This is a genomic window from Aquimarina sp. MMG016 (assembly GCF_018100805.1).
In the GTDB taxonomy this organism is placed as follows: Bacteria; Bacteroidota; Bacteroidia; order Flavobacteriales; family Flavobacteriaceae; genus Aquimarina.
On sequence record NZ_JAGJEA010000005.1, the window covers coordinates 73,759 to 86,700 of the forward strand.

Consider the following 12,942-nt stretch of genomic DNA (forward strand, 5'->3'; position numbering starts at 1 on the left):
CTATAACTTTTACTGATTCTTTTACACAAAATATTGGGTACTGTCATACATGGTCATTAGAACGCTTCTGAAGTTACACCCAACTGCCTAGGACAGAAACCTAAGTCATTAAATAGACCAAACTAGTTCTCCTAAGAGATAAACTTATGTTGCCTCCCAATAGCCATATTCAGTTTCCCTTAAACCTGTAAATCCACCATTAACCTGAAGGAATTGCCATTCTCCAAATAACATTGAATTATTATCAGCCTCAGGATGATGAGTAAATACTATTGTTTTATTCGAATGGATTGCACTCCAAAGTACAGGTATATTCAATTGAATAAACATATCCAAATCAGATTGAATGTTATGCGCTGCTTTGAGTCGAGCCCAATCAGCACCCATATTAAAGTACGCCCCTCCAAGCTCTTTTGCAATTGCTACGTAAGAGTCATTTCCAGGTACTTCCCAAATTGGGTTCGCATCGTTGCCAAATGATGGCCTGTATCTTCCAAGGACCAACTTATCCGAATCTGTATTAAATACTGATGCTCCTCTACTCATAAATAAATTACCGAGAGGTATGTTCACTTGCGCAGCTGGTACTCCTTGATTTTGAGGAACAATTGGTGCAAGCGCGTTTTGGTGAGGGTTTTCCGCGTTTGCTTTCATTCTCTTGAACCCATCAGGGTTTTCCTTTTTATTTTTCCATGCAAACCCTAGTGCCATCCTTCTATTAGGCATAACACTCCTATCCAGCTTAAGCGTATCGTCTACTGACCATGGAAAATTGATCCTTGCCTTATTAAATCGTTTGATTAATTCGAAAAAAGGTAAACCTTCAAAAGCCCTATCATTTCTCATGGAACTTTGATAGGCTAACTCGATTACTTCCATTTCCATATGACGATTTTCAGTTTCTCCGTATTCAGCCCAGAGCAGTTCCGCTAGTAATTCCACCTCAGTGTCTCTGGCTAAATTATCTTCGGTAAAGCCTAATTCGACTCCCCTCGCATCAAAGCGATTTTCATCTAACTTATCGAAATAGCGGAGTACAGATCTGATAAAATTCCGTTTATTATCATGTTGGAAATTCCCTTCATAAAAGTATCCTTGAACTGAATTTTCACTTAGATTTAACGACTTTTTCTTCAAATCATTCAATCCTTGATCACCATTCACTTTGGTTGCTTTCGCTCCCATGACATCGGCCTCTTTTTCTAATCCGGCATCATCATTAATATTCACTTTACTCTTTAACTGAATAGTAGGTTTTACTCTTCCTTGTTTTTGTTGTACTACATGCCAGGCTTCGTGAGGTAAGTGTTTTTCTTGTCCTGGTGCCAGATGGATATCGGTTCCCTGGGCATAAGCATGGGCTTGTAATTGTGCTGGTTTGCTGGAGTTGTAATGTACCCTCACATCATCCATACTATAACCGGATAGGTTTTCGATACCAGATTTTAAGTTGTCGGGTAAGCCTGTGTTGTTTTTTCTTTGTATGGACTGTTTATTAGAATCTGTGTTACCCATACTAGCCCTTAACTTACGTTGTACAGCTATAGCAGAACGATTATCTACAATCGTAGCTTCACCACCGGTACTAGATTCTTGTTGTACACGTTGTACAATTTCTTTTTGTGGTTCTTGGGTGTTTTCTTGTTGTGCTTTCATTTTACTTACTATATTTTGTCTGCTTATATAGACAAACAGCATTTCAATCTTAACACTACGAAGTTGCAAACTTCGCAGGGCTATCTTTAGAGCTCGAACTCTTTTCTTCTCACTTGACGCCAATAGTTACAAACTAGCGGGAGCGGAGGAAATGGATACGAAATTTGAAGAGCTGGAAAACTTCCGAAAATATTCTCTATTTATTTTTTAATTCTTCAATAGTTTCTTTAGAATCGTGAATCGCATATAGCAATGAAAATTTCTCTTTGCCGATGAATTCTAATAATTCTTTATTCATTTTCCCCGCAATTCTATCTACTTCAGTTTTATATTTTTTAGCTCGTTTATTATTTTTTTTCAGATGTTCTCTGTAATAATAATATGCAGTGTCCAGTTTTTTACGAGCATCTTCTTTATTTTCAATTTCAATAATTTTTTTCTCTAGTTTTATAACGAATTCGTCATCTAAACTTAATTTCACTAATTTACCCCTCGATACGTGCGGCGTACTTACTATTTTATCTTCTTTTTGTTTTAGTTCTACTAAGAAATAATCATTATCATAAGGAATCACATCTCCAACAGTTAATGCTTCTTCTGTAGACTCTACCTTTTTAGCCCATTCGGGAATTACTTGATCATTCTTTACAATTTTTTCCAATATTCCCGAAGCTTCCCATTTTGCTGAATCCTTTCCAGAATCATCATTACTAAAATCCTTACCTTTCATAAATGCTGTCAAATCAATGCTATATCTATGTATAACATCATATTTTCCTTTATATACTATCTTACTAGGACCATTTGAGTGCACTAATCTTATGCGGTCATGCTGGTTTACGTATATACTCCCTATTTTCCCTTCATTATCCATCGATACCAAATAATCCTTCATTTGCATTTGAATTACTCCCTTTGTATTAGAACTTTTCACGGTTAATTTTGATCCTTTACCTCTTCTATTGTTAAGTGCCTTATTTCCCATTACATCCGCCTCCTTCTCTAACCCAACATCATCATTTACGTTTATCTTACTTTTTAATTGCCTCGTAGGTTGTACACGCCCTTGTTTTTGCTGTACTACGTGCCACGCTTCGTGCGGTAAGTGTTTTTCTTGTCCGGGTGCCAAATGGATATCGGTTCCTTGTGCGTAGGCGTGGGCTTGTAATTGTGCTGGTTTACTAGAATTGTAATGTACTTTTACATCATCCATACTGTAACCGGATAGGTTTTCGATACCGGATTTTAGATTATCAGGTAAGCCAGTATTGTTCCTTCTTTGTACGGGCAGTTTATTAGAATCTGTGTTGTCCATACTAGCTCTTAACTTGCGTTGTGTTACTGTAGCTGTTCGGTTATCGTTAATTGTAGCTTTACCATCGGTACTAGATTCTTGTTGTACGCGTTGTAAGGTGTGTCGCTGTGGTTCTTGGGTGTTTTCTAGTGATGCTTTCATTGTACTTAACTCATTTTTGTTTTAATTTTACACGTATTACATATTACAGTAAAGCTGTCGAACTCGAACTCTTTTCTTCTCACTGTTGACGCCACTAGTTACAAACTAGCGAGTCTTTTTATAGCTAAGTATACCTAAGCCGCCACAAAGATTGTGTAATAGCGCTAAAGCATAAAAAATTCCATCTAAATCTTCCTCTGTTTCTGGGTCATCTTTCACAAGGCTCATAGCATTATAGAAAATTTCACTAAACACAACTAAATCCTTCTCTTTGCTTCCTTCTCTGTCAGTATTGGCAAAAAAGCCCTCCTCTTTTGAATTAATAACATTAGCATACATCATTTTATCAGATATAAATTTTAATTTTTTCTCAAGGAATTTTTCTTTTTTAATCCTGTCATTTTTGAAAGAACCCCATTGAACAAACCATGAATCAGTAAGATTATAATTTCCATAAAACACTCTTTTTTCAATCATTTTAGTTGTATCGGAGTTTTCATTAAACATAACATTATGAAATTCTAGTAATACATTATCTGTATTATCGCGATGAAAATCATCATTAATAGACTGCTTATGATGCCCTAACTCATGCAAAATCACTTGGTTCACTGGAAATTTACCTTTCTTTTCATTCACCATTAAAATTCCACTTACATAATCATATGCACCGCCACCAGAAGCCGCTATTCCATCTTCTGCGAATTTATCGTATGATTCTTTATTAAGTTGATTTATAGACGCATAAGATCTACCTAAATCATTATGTTTAAGTCCATAAGTATAACCTTCTCCATAAGCCGATAGCGGAGTATTATATTTTATCGCCCTCCCCTTTTTTACCATAGCTATTTTGACAGTTTCTTTTTTATCAATTCCTATCTTATCACAAATTTCATTTATCTCAATTGGATTTATTTTTCTTTGCATCACATTCCGAACATTATTATTTCTTAATGATTTTATTTTATTTAGATCTTTTTTTTCTTGCAAAGCTCTTGCTCCCATCACATCTGCCTCTTTCTCTAATCCCACATCATCATTAATATTCACTTTGCTCTTTAGTTGTCTTGTAGGTTGTACTCTCCCTTGTTTTTGCTGTACTACGTGCCAGGCTTCATGGGGTAAATGTTTTTCTTGGCCGGGTGCGAGGTGGATATCCGTTCCTTGTGCATAGGCGTGGGCTTGTAGTTGAGCTGGTTTGCTAGAATTGTAATGTACCTTCACATCATCCATACTATAACCGGATAGGTTTTCGATCCCAGATTTTAGGTTATCGGGGAGTCCTGTATTGTTTTTCCGTTGGATAGGTTTTGTACTAGAGCTATCCATCGATTGTTGTAGTTTTCGTTGAGCGATAGTAGAGGTACGGTGATCCTTTAATTGAGCCGTACCTCCGTTACTAGCTTCACTAGCAACTCTCGGGGTAATCGAGTTTTGAGATTCTTGAGTTTTATCTGCTTGTGTTTTCATAACTACTATATTTTTTCAACTTAAAATAATCCCCTCTTTCTGCAATTCTTGTTGTATAGCAGTTTCGAAACATTGTCTAGATATTGTAGGCTGAGTATTTGTCACAGCTTGTAGCGTACATTTACGTACTACATTCATCATCAAGCCACCAGATAGCTCATATTTTTCTGCAATATGCCATAGATCTATACTCGGATCTAATGGTAATTTATCAGAAAACGATTGGTCCCAGAGTGTATACCGTTGTTCTACTCCCGGCATTGTAAACTCTACCATGGACTGAAAACGTCTGGTAAAGGCTTCGTCTATATTGTCTTTTAAATTTGATGCTAAAATCACTATGCCCGGGAAATCTTCAATTCGCTGTAATAGATACCCAATTTCTTGATTTCCGTAACGATCATTGGCACTGCTTACCTGGGTACGTTGTCCAAAAAGCGAATCGGCCTCATCAAAAAACAAGATCCAATCATGGTGCTCTGCCTGATCAAACACTTTGGCTAAGTTTTTTTCGGTTTCGCCGATATACTTAGAGACTGTCATACTTAGATCTATTCGGTACACTGGTTTTCCTGTACTTTTTCCCAGCAAAGCTGCCGCCATACTTTTTCCAGTTCCCGGAGGGCCATAAAACAGACTTTTATACCCTGGCTTTAGTCGTTTATTCAGGTCTAATGCTTCTAAAACAGTTTGTCCGTGCGTAACCCAATCCCTGATTTCCTGCAAACTATGGGCTGTGGATCTAGAGACGATAAGATCCTCCCACGATAGCTTCGTTTGAATTTGTTGCGCAGGAAAGTCAGGGCTATAGGCTGCTTGATATGATTTTCCATTCAATAATAACTCTACGTATTCCGGAGCAACCATCCAAATACTACTTAACAATGGCGTATTATTTTTAACTGTATTTATGGCAATAATTCCTCTACGAATGATCATAAAATCATTGGTAAAGAGATGATGATATTGTAATCTTTTTGCTAAACTATCTCCAGCCAATAAAAACATAGCGGTTGCTGCCGTAGGAATCAATCCTGTATGCCCTTCTAAAAACAATCCTCCAAACTCACTGAATCGGCGATCATAATCCTTGTTTTTGCTGGATAAAATGTCTAACAACTCAGGTTTTATATGAGGAACCAGTGCTAAAATCAATACCAATCTTTCTTCAAAACTGAGCGCATTGCTTTTTACAAAAGAAGCATAAGGTGTATGATACTCTTCGATATCCGGTAAGGGGATATCGTGTATGGATGTATAGGAGCATTCGTGCTCAAAATATAACGCAATACGTGTTGTTATCACTTCATAAAGCCATAAAAGTTCTGCTTCTAATATCGCAGCATTTTGTTGTAGTTTAGGTCGTAAAACTTGTTTTGGCATCTTTTGTTGAGCTATTGTTTCTGTTTGTATCATCATCTATTATTTTTATAACCATTCTACCATCATCGGTCGTTTCATCCAGGGGAGTTTGATCGTACTACAACTCCACGGAAGTTTTTGTAAGGTGATATCATGGGTTTCTTTTTGCACTTGTAGTAGCCAATGGCTGTCTTGTATTCTTAGTGATCCTTTTCTACATAGATAAGAGGCTCTTAACCCTTCTACAGATAAATTCTTCCAATGAGGGCCTTGTTTGATCACAGCAAGTAGTAAGCCGTTGGCAATTTCTTTTTCTTCTTCAGAAAGTAATGTGAGATTTAATGGTTCTTCTATAGAAACACCGCATAACACTTTATTAAGTGGTAATACTCCTTCAAAAAGCTCAAACTCATCAGCATCGCAAAGATACTGTAGCGCGAAGGCGGCTTTATGTTTTGCATTTTCATCTATAAAAGTCTTGTCCTCCATCAATCCAAGGTTTTCAAAAAACCGTGGTAAAAAAGGCCACAATAATAGTAATCCAGCATTTTCTATGGATATAAAATCAGTGTCTTCAAATTGAGATTGCTGCTTTTCGATTACTGTTGACCGTGTAGTTGATTGTAGTTGTTTCAATACAACTTCTAAACGATTGAGGTATGCTTGATTTTTTGTTTTGTCGCCCCCTTTTACTATTTCTAATAGTTGTCTCAGCTCTTTATGAATAGCATTGCTTAGCTGATAAAAAGCAGCATGATTCACCACTCCTGATAACTTTTCAAAAACATATTGCCAAGTCTTATCTGTTGGATATTGTTTTTTATATCCTGTGGTTAACGTTCGAATAACCGATACGTCATTGTTTGTGTTCTTGGTATTGTTTGTATGAATATCTAATGTTGCTACTATTTTCTGTATACAATGCTCTTTCAGACTTTGATAATTTTCTACCCTAGACACTTGTTCAAAGGCAGTTATCCAAAAAGTTTTTGTGATCTTGGCATTGTTGCTTCTTAACTTATTTTGATGTGAAGTCTGATTGATTTTAGCGATCAGTTCTTCTTTAGTTTTTAATACATCCTTTACGGAATAGTTCGCCAATATCTGTAATGACTGTTCTAGCTGTGTCGAAGTACATATGCCTATAAACCGATCTATATAGACACTGTTTGAGGTAAGTTCGGACAGCAATTTTTTGAAAGTAGGATCCGGATGTGCCAGCAATTGATCTAGTTGCTCGAGCACATATGATTTTGTATGTTGATCTGCCCACCAAGGTAATCTGCCGGTTTGCAAATAATATGAGACTGCTTTTAACGGTGTTTTTTTCGGTAATTTTCCTTCTTTAAATTCTTCCAATTCATTACTATGCAAATCATTTCCTGCATCCATCCCGGATAAAACCTCCTTTAATTTTTCATTAAATAGCTTTGACATATCTTCCAGGTTGACTTTGCCCAAATCGATCGTTAGGCGATCCATCTGATAGTGTTTTTCCTGATCATACTCGCAATACGTATCTAACTGAGCATCAAGAACAGGCACTAACTGATCCTGATAGAGCTTGCTTAGCTTTTGCTGCATGGCAAAAGTATCTCCCTTTTGTGATAACTGTATCTCAATAATTTGCTTGTTAATGATATGTCGTTGCGATCTCATTTCTTTTATAGCTTACCGTTAATTGATTTGTGATAGAAATGCGTGAAATGCTTGATCAAATTGCAGCATCTCCTCTTTTTGAAGCCACTTAATACTTGGCCTAAGGTGTACTGGAGTTTCTTCTTGTATTGTCTGCTCTACAAACTTTTTAAAAGATGCATCCTGATAACGTTGTAGCCATGCAGGAAGCATAAAAGTGAGCTGAAAAGAATATGAATCAGTGGGCGTAGCAACCTGCATCCATCGACCTGTACCTATTGTCTCGGGTTCCTGCGCTACAAAGGGAACAGGAATTTCAAAACCATCTTCGTGTACTGCTACTACTTCATGAACTCCATCATACGATTGTGCTCCTATTATTTCTACCTGATCTCCAACTTTAAGCTTTTTAACATCCGCCTTACAAAAAGTATGACCTGCTTCGTTAGCTACTTCTGTAAAATTGTAAACACTCGACGTTCTAACATAGTATCGAATATCAAATACACGTTGCCAAGTAGCTCCGGCAGATGATTCGTCGAAAGGTATTGCTATCTCAAAACCATCTTCACTCACGGAAAGTATCGTATGCTCCCCGTCATACTTTTCAGTTCCTTGAATCCGAATCTGCTCTCCTTTTTTCAGGTCATGTCCGTTGGAAATACATTTGGTGTTTTCTGTATTCTCTATGGCTTCAAAGCTGCTGATTGCATTTGTACTATAACGACCTTCTAACGGAAACGGATATGCGGTACGTGGACGTAATAAGATATGTTCTACCATATGAAACCCTTCTTTATCTGCTTCTCCGAGATTTCTACGGGTATAATCTTCTATTCCTAATTTAAGAGCTATGCGCTTTTCTAAGCTAGAAATATTAGCAGTGTCCCAAAACGATTGTGTGTAATTATATGCATTGCCACGTGCTGCACTTATCGATGGATATTCTTGTAAAAACTTAGCTTTGTCTAGTATTAATTTTTTTGATATCGCATATGCATCATCATTTTCAGTATCCGTAACATCATTCTGAAGTAGCATTCCATATCCAGTAAACTGCTCACTAAATCTAGCTAGCAAATGATTTAGAAATTTATTTTTTCGTTGTAAACTTGCGGTGGTATCTACATTTATTTCATCTAAGTACTCCTGATAACTTTCTTTGCTCACTAATACATCTTCCAATCCAGGTATCGCATCCAATAATGACTGATTAAAATACGTTTTAGTGTCCTCTCCATCAAAACTCATCAGTTTTTTGAAATTAGCCGTCTGCGAAAAATAGTTGGCCAGAAGCTGCTCAAAAAACACCAGATAAGAGGTGAGCTGTTTTCCTTGTGCTTTTCTTGTTTCGGATACAGAATTTGGCAATCCTGTATTTCCTATACCATAATTAGCTGGGAACTGATTTTGGATAGAATAATAGTTTTCTATATTCCTGTCTACAGTTTCAGGAATATTAATGTCACGTTCCTCTAATGGTACTATACTTTGTAATCCTTCTGTTCGTTTTTGGTTGTATAAAGTTTTTACTAGTGCTTTATCAACGTTAACTATAAGCCCTTGCGAAGTAAAAGTGAGTTCTTGTAATGTTCCATCCACATCCAGAGAAGGGGTTTTGGTAAGATCTAATGGTAATAACCAGCTTTTAATCGTATTCGCACCTGTAGCAACTGAAAGCTCATCAATGGCCAAAATTCCCGTTTCATCCATAATTTCCCGAATAATATCAGACGTCTGAATTTCTTTTTTTCGTTCACGCTGTAATAACTCTTCATCATTAATAAAACCATGTCTAAGCCTTGGGCCATCAAAAATTTCATCTGTTCTTTTGCCTTGTGCTACTAATTGCTGTAGTGTGTAAAAGTAAATACGAGGAGAAAAATGTGTATTTACTCTATGTAATATATTAGCAACCATCTGATTAATATTATCTACAGTATGAGTAATCTCTATGGTTCCCTGAAGACGGATAGGCTGCGTATCTAACATTCGTATCTCTTCAAAATCTTCGCAAACTCCGCGACACGATTGTAACCTGGATTTTACTTCTGCCAGAATATTGGATCCAGTAATATGAACCAATTCATCTCTTTCAATAAATACACGATACAATCCTTTGGACGATATGTTATCTTGCCCGTTATTTCCTGTATTGATCGAATTGTTTTGTGATACTTTCTCTACCCATGCATTTTTCACTCCTTCTACATCTATCACGACTTTCCGCAGATCTAATAAGGTAACTGGATTTACCGTTAATATAGTAGCGGCACTATACAGATCTTTGTAGGAACTGCTACCATCACTCCCTATTACATCTTTGATATCATAATCCATACGATATGCCAAATCCGTAATAGCATAACACAGTTGTTCCAGGATAGTAATACCAGGATCGTGGATGTTATGATCTGTCCAGGTATTTCCTGCCATTTTTTGTATTAGTTCGATTCCTTCCTTACGGAGAAAGTCATAACTTAATGCGGTATCTTGAGGTATTTCTTTCGGTATGGTGATAGGATCTGTCATTGTAAACGTGTGTTTTAAAATTTGTGTTAACTGTGGTATTAATGCAGGTATGATTTCATTTTTAAAGTTTCATGATATATGCCAATACATAGTAGGGTGGTCGATTTTCGTGTGGCTGATCTCCACCTGTTTTTTCCAGATTGGATTTCCCTGATATTATTTTAATACCGGTTTTACTTTCCTTAATTTCTGCAGAATTTCTTAAATCAAATTCTTTACCTGGATCATTCCTACCATCCGTTCCTTTATGTGTATCATTTCCTGTTTGTCTTACTAAACGATTAAATGAACTATTAATATGATTATGACCAGGGTCTGTAATGCTATGCACGTGTCCCTTATCTGTGTGTGTATGGGGAGGTAACTCCGCTTCAGTTAACCGTACCTCTTCTAATCCACCTGTTTTTCCGATCTCATTATAGTCGTTAGTATCTTTATCAAATCCAACAATAAATTTTCCTGATAGATCCGGTGTATTATCTTTACCATTGCATAATGCCCATCCTGATGGAATATCTTTTCCGGACCACATAGAGATTAATCCCTTAGGTAAACGCGTATCGATATAAGTTTTTACTGCTTTTTGTGTAGCAATTCTAGTATCACTGGCACCTTCACTACCAAGAGTAACATTACTAGAAATATTGTTGGCCATAAAATCCCCATCCACTTGTAAAGCCCCTTTTATAGTTACTCCTTCTTTTTTGGTAACTTCTAAAATTTTGGTACGTTCTTGACTCGTATCAATAACCGATAATAATGAAGGGTTATTTTTACCCTCGATTGTTACTTTGGATACTGGATCCAGTGTACCGATTCCTACATTTCCTTGTCCTGATCTGATGAACAATCGACTCTGACCAGTAGCGTCTTTGATATTTAATCCGGATTGACTACTACTAGGTTCTTGTATATCCACTCTAGGATTCAGATTCAATGACCATTGGGGATTATCGTCATTAAAGCTGGTAAATAGATCTAATACTTCTTGAGTACCAATACTCTCTCCCTCTGCTTGTATTGCCAGCGGATTGCCCTGTATTTTGGCGATCCCATCTTCTGCCTGGTTCATTCCCGCATCAATTAATTCTCCAAATTGCTGTTCGGTAGGCTGATCTCCTTGCTCAAAAAACTGTTTTAGTTCTGTTCGGTTTCTTTTATTTATGTCCATTTCTTTATCTTTTAAATTGTTTTATGTTAGCGCCTGTAACAAAATCCCTTCAAAACCTGATGAATAATTATCGTTTCCACCACTCCCAAATTGTTCCACATGTACTTTATCCCCTGCTTGCAAAAAAGTGATCACAGTTCGGGAGTTCATATGTCCTGCAGTTTTCGCGATAAGCCAAGAACGTTCTTGCTTTTCATCCCCAGCTGTCCCATTTACAAAATCTGTATCATTTAATCGTAACTTCCAACCTACATCACCATCACCAGTATTATGACGCATACACATCGTAAATAGGTACATCCCTTTTATGGGTGCAATAAAATGGGTGTTGTTTTTAAAATGTCCTCCCATATCATAATTCACTTGTCCAAACTGAAGAGGGTTCTTGGCACCTTTCATATTAACACTTAATGCTACAGAAAAGGCTACAATCTGGTTAACTGGGATTTTAATGGGTTTTTCTACAGTTGTATTACCTTTTACAGTCATATTAGCTTCTACAGTAGTGCTTCCCTTTACCGTCAATTTTTTTTGCACCTCCAAATCTGTTTTCGCAGTTAGCACACCTTCGATCTGTAATTGGTTTTTTGCAATAATATTTCCATTAATGGTTAAATTTTGTTGCACTTGCATATCCGTTTTTGCCGTGAGCGCACCCTCAACATTTAATTTATTTAGAGCGTTTATATTTCCTTTTACGCTCATACCACCTTCTGAAAAAATATCTATTTTCTTAGTAGCTCCATTGGTTCCAGAAGTTTTTCCAAAAATTTTAAGTGACGTTTCATCTACTATTATTTTTCCAGACTGTGCGCTTCCTCCAGCATTGCTTCCTCCAAATAGTATACTACTATTGGTAATATGCATTGATTGGTCTGGCTTAGTAGTATTCCCTGTACCTAGAATTGACAATGGCGCTTTTGGTGTGTTTGTACCCACACCAACCTTACCTAAAAGAAAACTTGTTGCATCTTGCTTCCCCTGCAATCTGACTATTTCTTCATTTTCCCCACTTCTTAAGGATACTATTCCATTGCCTTGGTTTTGTGTCACTTCAAAAACTTTAGCGTGCTGTTGCGTAGTATCAATTACGGATAATAAGGAGGTCTCATTTTTGCCTTGTATCGTTAATTTAGATGTCGGCTCGATGGTTCCAATACCCACATCCCCTTTTCCTGATTTAATAAACAATCGGCTTTGTCCTGTAGCATCTTTTATATTTAAACCTTCTTGATTGCTATCAGGTTCTTGCGGATTCACCGTAGGATTCAGGTTTAGTGACCATTTTGGTTTATCATCAGTAAATTTTGAAAATAGGTCCAGCACCTCTTGCAATCCTGCACTATCTCCTTCAGATTGTATAGATAAAGGAGCTCCTTGCACCTTGGCAATTCCATCTTCTGACTGATTAATCCCAGCATCGATGAATTCTGCAAACTGCTGCTCTGTAGGCTGATCTCCTTGTTCAAAAAACTGTTTTAGTTCTGTCCTATTTCTTTTATTGATATCCATACCTTTTCCTTTTGCTTCTAAATCTTTTAAAAATTCTTTTTAACTCGATAATCGAGATTTAAACCTGACTGCTGTCAGGCAAGTTATTCTGAGGTTTGTTTTGAAATCTCAACTAATTTTCAATCTAATGCTTCACGAGCTT

The 12,942-nt window shown here is 36.9% G+C and carries 8 protein-coding genes; all 8 read right to left on the reverse strand.

The features are described from left to right. Positions 1 to 144: 144 nt before the first annotated feature. The 8 genes from J8M14_RS11465 to J8M14_RS11500 all read right to left on the reverse strand — a co-directional run bounded on the left by J8M14_RS11465 (position 145) and on the right by J8M14_RS11500 (position 12,800). Positions 145 to 1,656 carry a DUF4157 domain-containing protein gene (locus tag J8M14_RS11465; protein ID WP_211074766.1) on the reverse strand — a complete coding sequence of 504 codons (1,512 nt, stop codon included), beginning with the start codon at positions 1,654 to 1,656 and terminating at the stop codon, positions 145 to 147. 196 nt (positions 1,657 to 1,852) lie between these two features. Continuing rightward, positions 1,853 to 3,112 carry a DUF4157 domain-containing protein gene (locus J8M14_RS11470; RefSeq protein WP_211074767.1) on the reverse strand — a complete coding sequence of 420 codons (1,260 nt, stop codon included), beginning with the start codon at positions 3,110 to 3,112 and terminating at the stop codon, positions 1,853 to 1,855. A gap of 105 nt (positions 3,113 to 3,217) precedes the next feature. After that, on the reverse strand, positions 3,218 to 4,585 hold the full coding sequence (locus J8M14_RS11475; RefSeq protein ID WP_211074768.1) for a DUF4157 domain-containing protein: 1,368 nt from the start codon (positions 4,583 to 4,585) through the stop codon (positions 3,218 to 3,220). A 15-nt stretch (positions 4,586 to 4,600) separates the two neighbouring features. Then, positions 4,601 to 6,001, reverse strand: a complete 1,401-nt coding sequence (locus J8M14_RS11480) for an ATP-binding protein (RefSeq protein WP_211074769.1) — start codon at positions 5,999 to 6,001, stop codon at positions 4,601 to 4,603. 12 nt (positions 6,002 to 6,013) lie between these two features. Further along, positions 6,014 to 7,606 carry a contractile injection system tape measure protein gene (locus tag J8M14_RS11485; protein WP_211074770.1) on the reverse strand — a complete coding sequence of 531 codons (1,593 nt, stop codon included), beginning with the start codon at positions 7,604 to 7,606 and terminating at the stop codon, positions 6,014 to 6,016. 18 nt (positions 7,607 to 7,624) lie between these two features. Next, on the reverse strand, positions 7,625 to 10,117 hold the full coding sequence (locus J8M14_RS11490) for a hypothetical protein (RefSeq protein WP_211074771.1): 2,493 nt from the start codon (positions 10,115 to 10,117) through the stop codon (positions 7,625 to 7,627). A 61-nt stretch (positions 10,118 to 10,178) separates the two neighbouring features. Further along, a complete protein-coding gene (locus J8M14_RS11495; protein ID WP_211074772.1) occupies positions 10,179 to 11,288 on the reverse strand; it encodes a hypothetical protein in 1,110 nt (369 codons plus the stop codon). Between the two features lie 21 nt (positions 11,289 to 11,309). Beyond that, a complete protein-coding gene (locus J8M14_RS11500; RefSeq protein ID WP_211074773.1) occupies positions 11,310 to 12,800 on the reverse strand; it encodes a hypothetical protein in 1,491 nt (496 codons plus the stop codon). Positions 12,801 to 12,942: the final 142 nt, after the last annotated feature.

Coding starts and splice junctions, on each gene's coding strand:
- J8M14_RS11485 (WP_211074770.1), bottom strand. CDS start 7,606: ATGAGATCGCAACGACATATCATTAACAAGCAAATTATTGAGATACAG.
- J8M14_RS11470 (WP_211074767.1), bottom strand. CDS start 3,112: ATGAAAGCATCACTAGAAAACACCCAAGAACCACAGCGACACACCTTA.
- J8M14_RS11465 (WP_211074766.1), bottom strand. CDS start 1,656: ATGAAAGCACAACAAGAAAACACCCAAGAACCACAAAAAGAAATTGTA.
- J8M14_RS11495 (WP_211074772.1), bottom strand. CDS start 11,288: ATGGACATAAATAAAAGAAACCGAACAGAACTAAAACAGTTTTTTGAG.
- J8M14_RS11490 (WP_211074771.1), bottom strand. CDS start 10,117: ATGACAGATCCTATCACCATACCGAAAGAAATACCTCAAGATACCGCA.
- J8M14_RS11475 (WP_211074768.1), bottom strand. CDS start 4,585: ATGAAAACACAAGCAGATAAAACTCAAGAATCTCAAAACTCGATTACC.
- J8M14_RS11480 (WP_211074769.1), bottom strand. CDS start 6,001: ATGATACAAACAGAAACAATAGCTCAACAAAAGATGCCAAAACAAGTT.
- J8M14_RS11500 (WP_211074773.1), bottom strand. CDS start 12,800: ATGGATATCAATAAAAGAAATAGGACAGAACTAAAACAGTTTTTTGAA.